16 protein-coding genes are annotated in these 15,488 nt (G+C 66.0%); 15 read left to right on the plus strand and 1 reads right to left on the minus strand.

What is annotated here, in order from left to right; genetic code table 11:
* The 13 genes from AC1DRP_RS28560 to AC1DRP_RS28620 form a co-directional block, all read left to right on the plus strand.
* Positions 1-940, plus strand: a 940-nt coding sequence (locus AC1DRP_RS28560; RefSeq protein WP_476770234.1) for an SPOR domain-containing protein, incomplete at its 5' end; no start/stop codon positions are given.
* Between the two features lie 201 nt (positions 941-1,141).
* Positions 1,142-2,239, plus strand: a complete 1,098-nt coding sequence (locus tag AC1DRP_RS28565; RefSeq protein ID WP_441505981.1) for a TRAP transporter substrate-binding protein — start codon at positions 1,142-1,144, stop codon at positions 2,237-2,239.
* 154 nt (positions 2,240-2,393) lie between these two features.
* Positions 2,394-3,407, plus strand: a complete 1,014-nt coding sequence (gene nagZ, locus AC1DRP_RS28570) for a beta-N-acetylhexosaminidase (RefSeq protein ID WP_441505980.1) — start codon at positions 2,394-2,396, stop codon at positions 3,405-3,407.
* A 46-nt stretch (positions 3,408-3,453) separates the two neighbouring features.
* Positions 3,454-4,272 (plus strand): segregation and condensation protein A, encoded by an 819-nt coding sequence (locus tag AC1DRP_RS28575; RefSeq protein ID WP_441505979.1) that lies wholly within the window; start codon positions 3,454-3,456, stop codon positions 4,270-4,272.
* Positions 4,273-4,285: 13 nt separating this feature from the next.
* Complete coding sequence (scpB, locus tag AC1DRP_RS28580; protein ID WP_441506015.1) at positions 4,286-4,987, plus strand: SMC-Scp complex subunit ScpB; 702 nt, start codon at positions 4,286-4,288, stop codon at positions 4,985-4,987.
* A gap of 219 nt (positions 4,988-5,206) precedes the next feature.
* Positions 5,207-6,247 (plus strand): ABC transporter ATP-binding protein, encoded by a 1,041-nt coding sequence (locus AC1DRP_RS28585; protein WP_476770235.1) that lies wholly within the window; start codon positions 5,207-5,209, stop codon positions 6,245-6,247.
* 66 nt (positions 6,248-6,313) lie between these two features.
* On the plus strand, positions 6,314-6,556 hold the full coding sequence (locus AC1DRP_RS28590; RefSeq protein WP_043232977.1) for a twin-arginine translocase TatA/TatE family subunit: 243 nt from the start codon (positions 6,314-6,316) through the stop codon (positions 6,554-6,556).
* A gap of 47 nt (positions 6,557-6,603) precedes the next feature.
* Complete coding sequence (gene tatB, locus AC1DRP_RS28595; protein ID WP_441505977.1) at positions 6,604-7,098, plus strand: Sec-independent protein translocase protein TatB; 495 nt, start codon at positions 6,604-6,606, stop codon at positions 7,096-7,098.
* Complete coding sequence (gene tatC, locus AC1DRP_RS28600) at positions 7,095-7,910, plus strand: twin-arginine translocase subunit TatC (protein ID WP_441505976.1); 816 nt, start codon at positions 7,095-7,097, stop codon at positions 7,908-7,910. Before tatB ends, tatC begins: the two co-directional genes overlap by 4 nt.
* Positions 7,911-7,962: 52 nt before the next feature.
* Entirely contained in the window at positions 7,963-9,264 is a 1,302-nt protein-coding gene (gene serS / locus AC1DRP_RS28605; RefSeq protein WP_441505975.1) for a serine--tRNA ligase, read from the plus strand.
* A gap of 4 nt (positions 9,265-9,268) precedes the next feature.
* Positions 9,269-10,030 carry a 5'/3'-nucleotidase SurE gene (gene surE, locus AC1DRP_RS28610; RefSeq protein WP_069880263.1) on the plus strand — a complete coding sequence of 254 codons (762 nt, stop codon included), beginning with the start codon at positions 9,269-9,271 and terminating at the stop codon, positions 10,028-10,030.
* Between the two features lie 29 nt (positions 10,031-10,059).
* Positions 10,060-10,728, plus strand: a complete 669-nt coding sequence (locus AC1DRP_RS28615; protein ID WP_441489705.1) for a protein-L-isoaspartate O-methyltransferase family protein — start codon at positions 10,060-10,062, stop codon at positions 10,726-10,728.
* Positions 10,729-11,010: 282 nt separating this feature from the next.
* The gene (locus AC1DRP_RS28620) at positions 11,011-12,210 is read left to right on the plus strand and encodes a peptidoglycan DD-metalloendopeptidase family protein (protein ID WP_476770236.1); all 1,200 of its coding nucleotides are present in this window, start codon (positions 11,011-11,013) and stop codon (positions 12,208-12,210) included.
* A gap of 73 nt (positions 12,211-12,283) precedes the next feature.
* Here the strand turns inward: AC1DRP_RS28620 and AC1DRP_RS28625 are convergent, their stop codons facing one another.
* The gene (locus AC1DRP_RS28625; protein WP_441489707.1) at positions 12,284-13,162 is read right to left on the minus strand and encodes an ATP-binding protein; all 879 of its coding nucleotides are present in this window, start codon (positions 13,160-13,162) and stop codon (positions 12,284-12,286) included.
* 383 nt (positions 13,163-13,545) lie between these two features.
* Here AC1DRP_RS28625 and yajC point away from each other — a divergent pair, with 383 nt between their 5' ends.
* Positions 13,546-13,821: a preprotein translocase subunit YajC gene (gene yajC, locus AC1DRP_RS28630; RefSeq protein WP_476770238.1), complete on the plus strand. Its 276-nt coding sequence runs from the start codon at positions 13,546-13,548 to the stop codon at positions 13,819-13,821.
* 54 nt (positions 13,822-13,875) lie between these two features.
* On the plus strand, positions 13,876-15,486 hold the full coding sequence (gene secD, locus AC1DRP_RS28635) for a protein translocase subunit SecD (RefSeq protein WP_476770237.1): 1,611 nt from the start codon (positions 13,876-13,878) through the stop codon (positions 15,484-15,486).
* The last annotated feature ends 2 nt before the right edge of the window (positions 15,487-15,488 follow it).

Below are 15,488 nucleotides of genomic sequence, written 5' to 3' on the forward strand. Positions count from 1 at the left end.
GCCGCCGGTCATCGCGGCCGATGGCGGCCCGAGCAAGGTTGCGCCGACCAATCCCGGCGGCGCCGAGATTCCGAATCAGAACAAGCAGATTTACGAGCGTGCTGGGGACAGCCCGTCGAACCCGACCAAGGTCGTCAGCCGGGAGGAGCAGCCGGTCGATATCCAGCAGGCGGCACGCACGATGCCGGGCCGGATGGTCATGCCGGGGCTCGGCTCGACGCCGCAGGCAGGCGCCAACGGCAATCCGTTGGCCCAGGCTCCGGCGGCTCCCGAGCGCGGCTCCGTCTCGCCGGCCGAAGCTGGTCTGATCGCAACGTCCAGCGTACCAGGCCTCGGCGAGCCGCGCCGGGTGCGTACCGTCTCGATCCGTCCCGATGGCACGCCGGCGCCTCCGCCCGGCGCGAACGCGGCCTATAGCAACGGCGCGTCAGGGCTCGCGACCGGCGCAGCGCCGACCAGGCTCGGCGGGAACCTGCCGCTCAATCCATCCTCGACCGCGAGCACCAATCCGCCGCGGCAGCGTACGGCTGCGACGCCGGCCGTGGCGCCTGAAGCTCCGAAGGCTCAGGAGCGCGTCGCGACCCCTGCGCCGGCGACCACTCCGGCCGCGCCGGTGCGTGTTGCAAGTGCTGCTCCGACACCGGCTCCCGCTGCGACGCCTGCTCCGGCGACCGCCGCGATCCGTAGCGGCACCGGCGACTTTGCCGTGCAGCTCGCTGCCCCCGGCAGCGAAGCGGAAGCACGCGCCGCATTCGCGGCCCTGCAGCGCAAATATCCCGGCCAGCTCGGCGGCCAGTCGCCGATCGTCAAGAAGACGGATCTCGCTGGCGGAAAGACCGTCTATCGCCTGCGCATCGGGCCGTATTCCCGCGAGGATGCGGCAACGATGTGCACGCAGCTTCAGGCTGCCGGCGGCCAGTGCTTCATCGCCAAGAACTGATTGCCAACTTCGAGATGATCAGACCGCCGGTGGCTTCTGCCACCGGCGGTTTTCCTTTGCCGTGTGTCGCGGACAGGGGGCGGTGTTATGTCGTGCTGTGTTGGCAGGGGCTGGGCGTCCGGGATCGCGGTCAAAGACGCACGCGTCGAATCCGGGTAGGGCATGCCCTGAAACGATGACACCGAACTCAGGAGGACATCCATGGATCGCCGTACTTTCGTCAAGGCCTCAGGCGCCGGAGTCGCAGCCGGTGGCGTGACCATCGCTGCGCCGGCCATCGCGCAGGCCCAGCCGAAGGTCAGCTGGCGCCTGACCTCGAGCTACCCGAAGAGCCTCGACACGCTGTTCGGCATCAGCACGCAGATCGCCAAGCGCGTCGCGGAAGCGACGGACAACCAGTTCCAGATCCAGGTCTTCGCGCCGGGTGAGATCGTGCCGGCATTGCAGGCGCTCGATGCCGTCCAGAACGGCACCGTCGAGTGCAGCAGCACGCTGTCGAGTTTCTACATTGGCAAGAACCCGGCCTTCGCCTTCGAGACCTCGCTGCCTTTCGGCTTGAACACCCGCCAGCACAATGCCTGGCTCTATCAGGGCGGTGGGCTCGAGCTCTGCCGCGCCTTCATGAAGACCTACAACCTCCACACCATCCCCTCGGGGAATACCGGCGCGCAGATGGGTGGCTGGTTCCGCAAGGAGATCAAGACGGTCGAGGATCTGAAGGGCCTGAAGTTCCGGATTGCCGGCCTCGGTGGCACGATCCTGGCGAAGCTGGGCGTCGTGCCGCAGCAGATCGGCGGTGGCGATATCTATCCTGCGCTGGAGCGCGGCACGATCGACGCAGCCGAATTCTCAGGTCCGCTCGACGACGAGAAGCTCGGTTTCCAGCGCGTCGCCAAGTACTATTACTATCCCGGCTTCTGGGAGGGCTGCGCCAATGTCAGCTTCATCGTGAACCTGGAGAAGTGGAACGCGCTGCCCGCTTCGTACAAGGCGATCGTGGAAGCGGCCTGCGCCGAGGCCAACGCGCTTTGCGTCGCGAAATATGACCACGGCAATCCCGACGCCCTGCTGCGCCTCGTCGCCAGCGGCGCTGAGCTCAGGCCGTTTCCGCAGGACGTGATGGTCGCCGCCTTCAAGGAAGCGCAGGCGCTCTATGGCGAGCTTGCGGCCAGCAATCCGGCCTTCAAGACCTTCTATGATTCGTGGTTGCCTTACTGGCGCAAGGAACAGCTCTGGTTCCGTGTTGCAGAACTGCCCTTCGACGCGTTCAACGCCGGCATGGCGCAGCAGATGCGCTGAGCCTCGATGTGCTGAGCCTCCTGGGCTCTGCCAAATAGGTCGAGAGCGAAGCCCGGGGCCAGTTGGTCCCGGGCTTCTTCCGTTAAGGCGCCAGAGCGGGAATCATGCGAGAAGACGGCTTCCGCTGCTTTGCAATCCGCCTCGGGCCTGCTTCATGAAATCCCGCGCCTTCATTGCCGGTTGCCTCGGCACCAGCCTCACCCCTGACGAACGCGCCTTCTTCCGCGATGCCAGGCCCTGGGGCTTTATCGTCTTCAAACGCAACACCCAGACCCCGGAACAGACCGCGGCGCTGACCGCGGAAATGCGGGAGGCCGTGGGCTGGCATGCGCCGATCCTGATCGACCAGGAGGGTGGCAGGGTGCAGCGGATGGGGCCGCCACACTGGCCGGCCTATCCGCCGGCGCAAGCCTTCCTTGGGATCAACGACCCCGTGCAACAGCGCGAGATCGTGCGGCTCTCGGCACGGCTGATGGCGCATGATCTCAAGGCCGTCGGCATCGATGTCGATTGCCTGCCGGTACTCGACGTGCCGGTCTCCGGCAGCCATGACGTGATCGGCAACCGCGCCTATGCCCATGACCCCGACATGGTCGCGCGCCTCGGCCGCGCGGCGGCGGAGGGACTCCTGGCGGGCGGGGTGATCCCCGTGGTCAAGCATATGCCCGGCCACGGCCGGGCGCGGGCCGATAGCCATCATGACCTGCCGGTCGTCGACGCCTCGCTCGAGGCGCTGCGCGGGCATGATTTCCGGCCGTTCCGACATCTCGCCGACATGCCGATGGCAATGACGGCACATGTCGTGTTCACGGCACTCGATCAAAGGCATCCGGCCACGGTTTCGCGTCGGGTCGTCAAGGAGATCATGCGCGGCGAACTCGGCTTCGACGGCCTGATCATGACCGACGACATCTCGATGAAGGCGCTCTCAGGCAGCTTCGCGGAGAAGTCGCGGGCGGCGATCCGCGCCGGGGTCGACGTCGTGTTGCATTGCCACGGCATCATGGAGGAGATGATCGCCGTTGCCGGCGCTGTGCCGGACATGACGGGGGCACGGGCCCGCCGCGCCGCGATGGCGCTCGCCCGGATCCGGCATGAGCCCGAGCCGCTCGATGTGGAGGCTGCGCGCGCCCGGCTGACCAGCGCCCTTGCGTTGGGCGGCCGATAGTCGGAACCTGCGTTCTCAGGGGTGACAGCTTGGGGATGCGGCGGGAATGGACGCCGAACTGCCGTTCGAGGACGAGGCCAGGCCGGCACGCACTGACGGCGAGCCGGCGCTGCTCGTCGATGTCGACGGCTATGAAGGCCCGCTCGACCTGCTKCTCGACCTGGCCCGGCGGCAAAAAGTCGATCTGCACCGCATCTCGATCCTGGCGCTTGCCGAGCAGTATCTAGCCTTCGTCGAGCAGGCGAGGGCGCTCAGGCTTGAGCTTGCCGCTGACTATCTCGTGATGGCGGCCTGGCTCGCCTATCTGAAGTCGCGGTTGCTTTTGCCCGAACCACCGAAGGGCGAGGGGCCGAGTGCCGCGGATCTGGCGACGGCGCTGGCTTTGCGGTTGCGCCGGCTGGAGGCGATCCGCGCGGCGGCGCGGCGGCTGGCGTCCCGGGAAAGGCTGGGACAGGACGTCTTCGCCCGTGGTGCGCCGGAGCCGATCGTTGCCGGCGCCCGCCCGGTCTGGGAGGCCGAACTCTACGATCTGCTCTCGGCCTATGGCCAGCAGCGCCAGAAGCGGGCGCAAAGCCATATCTCCGTCGGGCATCGCATGGTCTGGTCCCTGGTCGAGGCGCGGGAGGTCCTGCAGCGACTGGTCGGCGAGGCGGCGGACTGGACGGCGATCGACCCCTACCTGACCCGCTACATGGCGAGCCACGGGCTGCCGCAAAGCGAAATGCGCGCGACCGTTCGTGCCTCCGCGCTGTCTGCCATGCTGGAGATGGTGCGCGAGGGAATTCTCGATCTGCGCCAGGATGGTGCCTTCACGCCGCTCTATATCCGGCGGCGCTCGGCGCGGCCGCCGACCCTGCCGCTATGATGGCTCGGTGACGATGTCTGCGGCGCCTGAGCGGATCGACGATGACGTGGGGAGCGAGGCGCAGCTCTTCGCCCAGTCGCTGCGCATCGTCGAGGCGCTGCTCTTCGCATCGGCTGCACCGCTCTCGGAAGAGGAACTCCGCCATTCCGTGCCGTCCGGCGTCGCCGTACGGCAGCTCCTTGCCCGACTCACAGACATCTACGCGACGCGTGGCGTCAATTTGCGGCAGGTCGCCGGAAAATGGGCGTTTCGGACCGCACCGGACCTCGGCTACCTGCTGGCGGCCGAGGCGGAGCCGCCGCGCAAGTTGTCGCGGGCGGCGCTCGAGGTGTTGGCGATCATTGCCTATCATCAACCGGTGACACGGGCCGAGATCGAGGAGATCCGGGGCGTTGCCACCGCCAAAGGTACGCTCGACATCCTGCTCGAAGCCGGGTGGGTCAGGCTGCGCGGGCGGCGTCGGACGCCGGGCCGGCCTGTGACCTACGGCACGACGCCGGGCTTCCTTGATCATTTCGGGCTCGACCGCATCGACGACCTCCCTGGCCTGGACGAACTGAAGGGCTCGGGCTTCATCGAGGGGCGGCTCTCGAAGGACCTGACCGTGCCGATCCCCGATGATGGTCTCGACCTGCAGGAGGATGAGGATCCGCTTGGGGACCTCTTTACCCCGCTTGACGACGGCGACGGGCCGCCCCACACCCCGGACGAGTGAAATCGGGGGACAGTCCCTGATTGTCGTCCCGGGCGACCGCAGGGATCCATGGGTCCATGGCCGCGCGCTTGCGACCGAGGTTCGGCATGGACGCCGGTTCTCAGCCGCGCTTCGCCGGGCTGACGCGTGGTTTCGATGGAGCATTCTTTGGCGCGTAGCGAGGGCGTGGCGCGGTGGCTGAGTTGGGGCAGGCGCGGGACAGCGGGCGCGGCCATTCCAATGTCGCTCGCCTTCGAAGGCGTCACCCAGCGCTTCGGTGATGTGACGGCGCTCGAGGACGTGACGCTCGCGATCGCGCCGGGTGAAATCGTGGCTCTGCTCGGGCAATCGGGCTGCGGCAAGACGACGCTGCTCCGCCTCGCGGCGGGCGTCGAACGGCCCAGCTCGGGCAAAGTGCTGCTCGAAGGTCAGGACGTTTCGGCTCCCGACGCCTTCGTCGAGCCGGAGAAGCGCGGCGTTGGTCTGGTCTTCCAGGATTACGCGCTGTTCCCGCATCTCAACGTGCTCGAGAATGTCCGCTTCGGCCTGCGCGGCTATGACGATGCCTCGGCGAAGGCGACGGCGCTGCGTGCCATTGCCCGTGTCGGCCTGGCGGATCTGGCCGAGGCTTATCCACATATGCTTTCAGGCGGCGAGCAGCAGCGCGTGGCGCTGGCGCGAGCGGTGGCGCCGCGCCCCGGCGTGCTCCTGATGGACGAGCCCTTCTCCAATCTCGACCGGCGCTTGCGCGATGTGGTGCGGGACGAAACCGCCGCATTGCTGCAGGAAACCGGGGCGACCTCGATCATCGTCACGCACGATCCCGAGGATGCGATGCGGATCGCCGATCGGATCGTGCTGATGCGATCGGGGCGGATCGTCCAGATCGGGACTGGCGAGGAGCTCTACCGGAGGCCCGTCAGCCTCTTTGCGGCTCGATTTTTCTGCGATTTTACCGAGATCAGCGGCATAGCCGAGCGTGGCACGGTGGAGACGCCGGTCGGGAGATTTGCGGCACCGGGCCTTGCCGATGGGCAGGAGGCCGTGGTCTGCGTCAGGCCGCATGCGATCAGGCTGGTGCCAAAGGGGTTCTGCCTGCCGGCGCGCGTGGTGATGCGGCGCTTTCTGGGTGAGGTCGACCATTTGCTGCTGGCCGTCGGCGGGCTTGAAAAGCCGCTGGTCGGACKGGTCTCGCTGCCGGGCTCGATCCGGGAAGGCGAGGACATCGGTATCGATATTCAGTCGGACGAAGTTCTTGTGTTCGCCTCGGGGGACACATAGGTTCCGGCACAAGCACTTGGCGCGGGTGGGGAGCCTGCGCCGCACTGGAATTCGGAGGAGTTTGCCATGGGTGGCGTCAGTATCTGGCACTGGATCGTCGTCGGCGTCATCGTGATGCTGTTGTTCGGGCGCGGCAAGGTTTCCGAACTGATGGGCGACGTCGCCAAGGGTATCAAGTCGTTCAAGAAGGGCATGGCCGAAGACGAGCCGACCACGCCGCCGCCTGCTGCGACCACGGCTGACCCGAAGATCATCGATCACGCGCAGCCTGCCAATTCCGCCACGGCGAAGGCCGAACACAAGGCCTGACGCCGCGCCGCCAGCGAGCGGCGAGGGGTTGAGAGGACGAGCCGTCGATGTTCGACATCGCCTGGAGCGAATTGATGCTGATCGGGGCGGTTGCGCTCGTCGTGATCGGCCCCAAGGATCTGCCGAAAGCCATGCGGACCGCCGGGCAGGCGATCGGCAAGATTCGCCGTATGGCCGGCGAGTTTCAGACCCAGTTCAACGACGCGATGCGCGAAGCTGAACTGGACGATCTGAAGAAGCAGGTCGAGGATGTCGGTGGTTCGGTGCAGAGCGCGCTCAATACCGATTTCAAACCGATCGATCCGATCAAGGACGATTTCAGCACACCCGCCTCCGGTGTCCGCGACGACGCGGCGCTGAAGGAAGCGGAGGCTACGCTCGCGGCCTTGCCGGGGCCCGAGCCCTTGCCCGAAATCGTCATAGAGCCCGCGCCGATCGCGGAACCGGAGCCTGAACCCGAGGTCAAGCCGAAGGCGCCGCGCAAGCGCGCTTCGACGAAAAAGGCCAAGGTCAGTGAGCCGGATGAAGGGAGCCCGGCATGAGCGTCGCCAACCCGAGGGAAGGCGAGGACGACATCGAGGCCTCGCGCGCACCGCTGATCGAGCACCTGATCGAGCTGAGGGCGCGGCTGATCAAGTCGCTGATCGCCTTCCTGATCATGTTCTTCATCTGCTTCGCGTTCTCGACGCAGATCTACAACGTGCTGGTGCAGCCCTATGTCTGGGCTGCCGGGCCGAACGGCAACGCGCAGCTGATCTATACCGGCCCGCTCGAGCTGCTCTTCACCCATATCAAGGTGGCGGCATTCGGCGCCGGTTTCTTCGCTTTTCCGGTGATCGCCACGCAGGTCTACAAATTCGTGGCGCCGGGCCTCTACAAGAACGAGAAACAGGCCTTCGCGCCCTATCTGGCCGCGACGCCGATCTTCTTCTGCCTCGGCGCCGCGCTGGTCTTCTTCTTCGCCATGCCCGTGCTGATGAAGTTCTCGATCGGCATGCAGCAGGCGGCGACGGACGGGCAGGCCGGTATCGCGCTCTTGCCGAAGGTCAGTGAGTATCTCTCGCTGATCATGACGCTGATCTTCGCTTTCGGCATCTCGTTCCAGCTGCCGGTGATCCTGACCCTGCTCGGGCAAGCCGGAATTATCGATTCGGCCTTCCTCAAGGACAAGCGGCGCTACGCCATCGTCTTCGTCTTCGTGGTCGCCGCCGTGCTGACGCCGCCGGATGTGATCTCCCAGCTCATGCTTGCCGTGCCGATGCTGCTCCTCTACGAGCTTTCGGTGTTCTCGGTGCGCTATGTCGAGAAGAAGCGGCAGGCTGCGAAAGCGGCCGAGGAAGCAGGCGACGCCTGATCCGATCGCGGCTCGCGCGCATCGATTGGGATGCGCGATAGGTTGAGCAGCGATGTACGACATCAAATGGATTCGCGAGAACGCCGAGGCGTTCGATACCGGGCTGAAACGGCGGGGCCTTGCGCCGCTCTCGTCCTCACTGCTTGTGCTCGACGATTCCCGTCGTTCGGCCATCGCCAAGGCGCAGGCCACGCAGGAACGCCGCAATGCGCTCTCCAAGGAGATCGGCAAGGCGATGGGCGCGAAGGACGTCGCGCTTGCCGACAAGCTGAAGGCTGAGGTTGCGGCGCTGAAGAACGCTCAGCCGGCGCTCGAAGCGGAGGAGAAGGCGGCCGTCGAAGCGCTGAGCGAACAGCTCGCGGCGATCCCCAACATACCGAATGCCGATGTCCCCGAGGGCGCCGACGAGCACGGTAACGTCGTGCTGCATGTCCATGGCACCAAGCCGGAGGAGGGGAAGCGTCTCATTGGCGTCAACCAGCCGAAAGAGCATTTCGAGCTCGGCGAAGCGCTCGGCCAGATGGATTTCGAGACGGCGGCCAAGCTCTCGGGCTCGCGCTTCGTCGTGTTGAACGCGCGGCTGGCGCGGCTCAACCGCGCGATCGGCCAGTTCATGCTCGATACCCATACCGAGGAGCACGGCTATACCGAGGTCAACCCGCCGCTGATGGTGCGGGATGAGGCGATGTTCGGAACCGCGCAGCTACCCAAATTCCGCGACGATCAGTTCCGGGCGGGCGAGGATCACTGGCTGATCCCCACTGCCGAAGTTCCGCTTACCAATATCGTGCGCGAATCGATCCTCTCCGAGGAGGAGTTGCCGCGTCGCTATTCCGCGTTGACCCCCTGCTTCAGGGCCGAAGCCGGCTCGGCCGGGCGCGATACGCGCGGCATGCTGCGCCAGCACCAGTTCGAGAAGGTCGAGCTCGTCTCGATTACGCTGCCGGAAAAGTCGCGCGAGGAGCACGAGCGCATGCTCGCCGCGGCGGAGGCGATCCTGAAGAAGCTCGACCTGCATTATCGGGTGATGACGCTCTGCACCGGCGATATGGGCTTTGCCAGCCAGAAGACCTGGGACATCGAGGTCTGGCTGCCGGGGCAGAAGACCTATCGCGAGATCTCGTCCTGTTCGGTCTGCGGCGATTTCCAGGCCCGGCGCATGAACGCGCGCTACAAGACCCGGGACGGCAAGGGCCCGTTCTTCGTGCACACCCTCAACGGCTCGGGCACGGCGGTCGGCCGCGCGCTGATCGCGGTGATGGAAAACTACCAGAACGCCGACGGCTCGATCACGGTACCCGACGCACTGGTTCCCTACATGCGCGGGGTAACCCGCATCGAGAAGGCGGCCTGACTCCATGCGTATCCTAGTCACCAATGATGACGGCATCCATGCCGAAGGCCTTGCGGTGCTGGAGCGCATCGCGGCGCAGCTGTCGGACGATGTCTGGGTCGTGGCGCCCGAGACGGATCAGTCGGGCGTCGCGCATTCGCTCTCGCTCAGCAATCCGCTGCGCCAGCGCAAGATCTCGGACAAGCGTTACGCCGTTGCCGGCACGCCGACCGATTGCGTGATCATGGCGGCGCGCTCGATCATGCTCGATGCGCGACCCGACCTCGTTCTGTCCGGTGTCAACCGCGGTCAGAACGTCGCCGAGGACGTGACCTATTCCGGCACCATCGCAGCGGCGATGGAGGGTACGCTGCTCGGCATCCCGTCGATCGCGGTCAGCCAGGCCTACGGGCCGGACGGGCGGCACCAGATCCACTGGGACTGCGCCGAGCACCATGCTCCAGGCATCATCCGCCGGCTGCTGGAGGAGGGGATTCCCGAGGGCGTGCTGTTCAACCTCAACTTCCCGAATGTCGCGCCGAGCGAGGTTGCGGGCGTGGCGGTGACGGTCCAGGGCCGGCGCGACCAGGAGTTGGTGCGGCTCGAGCCCCGCCATGACGGACGCGGCAATCCCTATTTCTGGATCGCCTTCCAGCGCAGCCGGAAGGAACCCGCCAACGGCACCGATCTGAGGGCGCTGTCCGAGCAGAAGATCTCGATCACCCCGCTCGAACTCGACCTCACGCATGAGCCGACGCTGACCCGATTCGCACAGGTTTTTGCCTGATTCCGAACCGGGGGTAATTGGGGGCGGCGATGAGCGAGGCCGAGGAGGCGCCTGGCAGCGAGGGTGAGCGAACCGTCGCATTCCTGCTATCGCTGAGGGCACGGGGCGTGCGCGATCTCGCCGTGCTCCGGGCGATGGAAAAGGTCTCGCGCGAGCGATTCGCGCCGACCCGCTTTGCCGACCTCGCCCGCCAGGACGTTTCCGTGCCGCTCGCCTGCGGGCAGACGATGACCGCCCCGCATACGGTGGCGAATCTCGTCAGTGCCCTGGAGATGGAGCCCTCCGCCCGTGTGCTCGAGGTCGGCACCGGCTCCGGCTATGTCTCGGCTCTGCTTGCCGCCATGGGCGGAGAGGTGGTCTCGCTGGAGCGCTACCGCACGCTTGCGCTTGCTGCCCATGAGCGCATCGGCGGCAGCGGCTACGCAAAAATGGTCGATCTCCGGCACGCTGACGGTTTCCAGCCGGACCGAACGCTCGGCCGATTCGACCGAATCCTGGTCAATGGCGTCACCCATTCCGTTCCCGAGGCCCTGCTGGCGCGGCTTTCGGTCGGCGGGCGGCTGGTCGGGGCGCTCAGGGTTGAAGGCGTATCACGTCGGGTGGTGGTCACGCGGACGGATGACAGTGCCTATGATCATGCGCTCGGCCCGGTCCTGCGCCTGCCGCCGCTGATCCCGGGCTTGGCCCGGGCACTCTGAACCGCGGCTGAAGAAAGCCGGCCCCGGCTCAAAAATGTGAAGAGGCAAAGCACGCGCGAAACGTTTTCGTAACCTGAACGGGGCTTTAATCCCCTTCATCGAGTTGCGTTGTTCGCGAGTATCTTGTCCATGCGTAGCCAAGTCGGATTCAAGTCCAGCGTTGCCCTTCGCCTGTCGACGGTCTGCGCGCTCGCCTTGAGTGTCAGCGCGTGTTCGTCGGACACGATGCGCTTCACTGAGGCACCCTTCAGCAATCCCTTCAGGACCGCGCAGGCGCCTGCCATGCGTGATCCGGCAACGACCGGCTCGATCGGGCGCAGCGCCAGCGCGCCGATGTCTTCGCCGGCTCCGTCTGTCGGGGCGGTCCGCGCCCAGCCCCTGCCGCCGCCGCAATCGGCCGTTGCGCTGCGTAGCGCAGCTCCGGCGCCTGTCGTCGGTAGCGCCAATGGCTGGTCGGCCCAGGGTGGCACGCCGATCGTCGTCGCCCAGGGCGAAACGCTCGATGTCCTCTCCTCGCGCTACGGCGTGCCGCGTTCAGCGCTGATGTCGGCGAACGGGCTTTCGAGCGCGAACGTTGCTCCCGGCTCGCGGCTGACGATCCCGGTCTACAATGCCGGTGGTGGTGCTGCGCCGCAGCAGATGGCCCAGGTGGCGTCGCCGCAGAGCGATGCGCGCACCGAAGCGCCGCGTTTCRTGCCTGGCCCCGCTCCAGTGGCGGCGCCGCGTGCGCCTGTGGTGCCGGCACGCGTCGCTGCGGTGCCGGTCGACGCCAAGGCGAAGGCCCAGGCCGCTGCCGAAGCCAAGGCGCAAGCTGCGGCCGACGCCAAGGCAAAGGCTGTGGCCGATGCACAGGCCATGCGTGACGCCCGCGCCAAATTCGCCGCCGAGGCCAAGGTGAAGGCCGAAGCCAAGGCCAAGACGAAGCCGGTGGTCGAGGCGAAGGCGCCGACGCCTGCTCCTGTCGCGACGCCGACTCCGACGAAGACCAAGCCGGTCGTGGTTGCCAGCGCTCCGGCCGAAGAGAAGGTCAGCGCCGTGCCGAAGTCGGCTCCGGAGCCGACGCCCGATCCCAAGACCACCGCAAGCCTGCCGAAGGAGGAGGATGCCTCCGCCAAGGCCGATTTCCGCTGGCCGGCCCGCGGCCGTGTCATTGCCGGCTATGGCGGCAAGGGGTCAAATGAGGGCATCAACATCGCCGTGCCTGAGGGAACGCCGATCAAGGCGGCTGAAGGCGGCGTCGTCGCCTATGCCGGCAGCGAACTCAAGGGCTACGGCAATCTCGTGCTCATCCGCCATCCGAACGGCTACGTCTCGGCCTACGCCCATAACGGCGAGCTGAACGTGAAGCGCGGCGAGACGGTGAAGCGCGGCCAGGTCGTCGCCAAATCGGGCCAGAGCGGCAACGTCTCTTCGCCGCAGCTGCATTTCGAGCTGCGCAAGGGATCGTCGCCGGTCGATCCGGTTCCCTACCTGAACAACTGATCCAGAATTGGTCTGACGCCGCCTCAGGGTTTGAGCTCTCACTTCCGTCCGGAGACACGCAGAAGTGCGCGGCTCAGCCGTCGAGCCGTTGGCCGAGCCGGCCCGCCAGGTCCTGGATGTACTGCCAGGCGGTGCGCCCCGAACGCGATCCGCGTGTGGTCGCCCATTCCAGCGCTTCGCGACGAAGCTCATCGGGTGCGATCGTCAGGCTGAAATGGCTGACATAGCCGTTGATCATCTCCAGGTACTCGTCCTGGCTGCACTTGTGGAAGCCGAGCCAGAGGCCGAAGCGGTCCGAGAGCGAGACCTTCTCCTCGACGGCCTCGCCGGGGTTGATCGCCGTCGAGCGCTCGTTCTCCATCATGTCGCGCGGCAGCAGGTGGCGACGGTTCGAGGTGGCGTAGAATACGACATTGTCCGGGCGGCCCTCGACGCCACCGTCCAGCGCCGCTTTGAGCGACTTGTAGGAGGTGTCCTGGCCATCGAAGGAGAGGTCGTCGCAGAAGACGATGGCGCGGTGCTTGTCCTGCCGCAGCATGGCCATCAGAGCCGGCAGGCTCTCGATGTCCTCACGGTGGATCTCGATCAGTTTCAGGGGCAGGGCCTTGCCGGCTAGGCGCTTGTTGGTGTCGGCATGGACCGACTTGACCAGCGACGACTTGCCCATGCCTCGCGCGCCCCAGAGCAATACGTTGTTGGCAGGCAGTCCATGGGCGAAGCGCTCCGTGTTCTCTGCCAGCGTGTCTCGGACCCGGTCGACGCCACGCAGCAGCGAGAGTTCGACCCGGTTGACCCTCGCGACGGGAGCCAGGTCCGCCGCCGCCGGATGCCAGACGAAGGCGTCGGCGGCAGTGAGGTCCGCTGCCCTTCGCGCCGGCGGCGCGAGGCGCTCCAGCGCCGAGGCGATGCGGAGGAGAGTTTCGAGGTTCAGATCGGGAGAGCCGGTGGTCATCGGGACAAAGCCTATCGCGCGAGCGGTGTTCAAGCTGAGACGTCGAGCCAGGCGACCCAGGGGAGGCGCGGCTCAATGTTCGGGGTTTCCTGTCAGAGAGCCATGACAGCCATTCTTCGGAACGAACTCTATGGAATATGCCAAGCTGAATCGGACAAGGCCATTGCGCGCATGCCGGCAAGCTCATAGGTGAAGCGACGCGGTCGGTTCGTCGCCGCGCCAACAATTGATTTAACGGCGTCTCTGGCTATAGTCCGCGCGATTTTTGACCTGACGAAGCCGCAACCGCATCGACGGCAGGCGCGCCCGCGCCGCCGCTGTGAAGGAGCCTTTTTGTGATTACCCCTGCATTTGCCCAAGGTATCGGCGGCGGAACGCCCGAAATGCTGATGAGCTTCGTTCCGTTCGTGCTGATCTTCGTGATCATGTGGTTCCTGATCATCCGCCCGCAGCAGAAGCGGGTGAAGACGCATCAGGAGATGATCAAGAACGTGCGGCGTGGTGACACGGTCGTGACCTCGGGCRGTATCGTGGCCAAGGTCTCGAAGGTGATCGACGACGGCGAGATCGAGGCCGAGATTGCCGATGGCGTTCGCGTCCGGCTGGTCAAGGGCATGATCCAGGACGTCCGCTCCAAGAGCGAGCCGGTCAAGAGCTGAATGGCGTCCCGGCCCTGACAGGGTCGGCGCGCGACAACAAGGCTGTTCACGCAGATGCTTCGTTTCCAGGCCCGCAAGGTCATCGCGGTTCTCCTCGTCCTGCTCTTCGGTTGCGGGCTGGCTTTGCCGAACCTGTTTTCGCCCGAGACCCGAAAGGCGATCGAGCAGGGCGCCCCGTCCTGGATTCCGCGGTTCCTGCTGCCGATCCATGCCGTGACGCTTGGCCTCGATCTGCAGGGCGGCTCGCATGTTCTGCTTGAAATCGACAGGGCGGACCTGATCAAGACGCAGGTGACGCAGCTTCGCGACGATATGCGGCGCATCCTGCGCGAGGAGCGCATCGCCTTTCAGGGCGGTATCGGCCTGACCGCGCGTGGCGTGCAGGTGCGTGTGCCGGAGGCAAGCGACCGTGCCAAGCTGATGCCGAAGCTTCGCGAGCTGGCGCAACCGGTCGGTACGCTCGGCGCCTTCGGTCCTTCGGGCACCCAGTCGATCGAGGTCTCCGAGCAGCCTGACGGCCTCGTTCAGCTCCAGCTGACAGAGGCGGGGGCCAATGAGCGCGTGCGTCGTGCCGTCGAGCAGGCCATGGAAGTGTTACGCCGACGCGTCGACGCGCTCGGCACCACCGAACCAAATATCCAGCGCCAGGGACTTGATCGCATTCTTGTCCAGGTACCGGGCCTGCAGGACCCGCAACGGCTGAAGCACATCCTTGGCGACACCGCCAAACTGCAGTTCCGCATGGTCGCCGACCAGAACAGCGGTGATGTCGACATGCTGCCCTCGCAGGACGCCGGCGGTCAGCTTGTGCCGGTGAGCCGTCAGGTCATCGTGGAGGGCGAAGACCTGATCGACGCGCAGCCTGCCTTCGACCAGCGCACTARCCAGCCAATCGTCAATTTCCGCTTCAATATCCGTGGCGCCCAGCGCTTTGGCCAGGCGACGACCGAGAATCTCGGGCGGGCGCTGGCAATCGTGCTCGACAACAAGGTGATCTCGGCCCCGGTCATCCAGTCGCCGATTACCGGCGGCTCTGGCCAGATCTCTGGCAATTTCACGGTTGAGTCCGTGAACAACCTGGCGATCCTGCTGCGCGCCGGCGCCCTGCCGGCCAAGATGACGATCGTCGAGGAGCGCACCGTCGGCCCGGGCCTTGGTCAGGACTCGATCCAGGCGGGCAAGATGGCGACGCTGATCGCGACCGCGCTCGTGATCCTCTACATGGTCCTGACCTATGGGGTCTTCGGGGTCATCGCGAGCGTGGCGCTGCTCGTCCATGTCTGCCTGATCTTCGGACTGATGTCGTTGCTCGGGGCAACCATGACCTTGCCGGGCATCGCCGGCATCGTGCTCACCATTGGCACGGCGGTCGATTCCAACGTGCTGATCTATGAGCGCATGCGCGAGGAATCGCATATGGGCCGCTCATTGGTCTCGGCGCTCGAAGCTGGGTTCCAACGAGCCTTTGCGACGATCATCGACTCGAACGTCACCATGCTGATCGCAGCGGTCGCGCTGTTCTCACTGGGTTCGGGACCGGTGCGCGGTTTCGCCGTGGTCTTCATCCTGGGCATTCTGACGACCGTGATCACGGCCGTGACGCTGACGAGGATGCTGATCGCGCTGTGGTATCGCTGGGCTCGGCCCAAGGCCCTTCCGTTCTGACG

Source organism: Allobosea sp. 01N443 (assembly GCF_056399325.1).

Bases quoted from the DNA above. Each gene is read 5' to 3' on its own strand.
- AC1DRP_RS28565 (WP_441505981.1), top strand. From the start codon at position 1,142: ATGGATCGCCGTACTTTCGTCAAGGCCTCAGGCGCCGGAGTCGCAGCC.
- AC1DRP_RS28625 (WP_441489707.1), bottom strand. From the start codon at position 13,162: ATGACCACCGGCTCTCCCGATCTGAACCTCGAAACTCTCCTCCGCATC.
- AC1DRP_RS28590 (WP_043232977.1), top strand. From the start codon at position 6,314: ATGGGTGGCGTCAGTATCTGGCACTGGATCGTCGTCGGCGTCATCGTG.
- nagZ (WP_441505980.1), top strand. From the start codon at position 2,394: ATGAAATCCCGCGCCTTCATTGCCGGTTGCCTCGGCACCAGCCTCACC.
- scpB (WP_441506015.1), top strand. From the start codon at position 4,286: ATGTCTGCGGCGCCTGAGCGGATCGACGATGACGTGGGGAGCGAGGCG.
- tatB (WP_441505977.1), top strand. From the start codon at position 6,604: ATGTTCGACATCGCCTGGAGCGAATTGATGCTGATCGGGGCGGTTGCG.
- tatC (WP_441505976.1), top strand. From the start codon at position 7,095: ATGAGCGTCGCCAACCCGAGGGAAGGCGAGGACGACATCGAGGCCTCG.
- serS (WP_441505975.1), top strand. From the start codon at position 7,963: ATGTACGACATCAAATGGATTCGCGAGAACGCCGAGGCGTTCGATACC.
- AC1DRP_RS28615 (WP_441489705.1), top strand. From the start codon at position 10,060: ATGAGCGAGGCCGAGGAGGCGCCTGGCAGCGAGGGTGAGCGAACCGTC.
- surE (WP_069880263.1), top strand. From the start codon at position 9,269: ATGCGTATCCTAGTCACCAATGATGACGGCATCCATGCCGAAGGCCTT.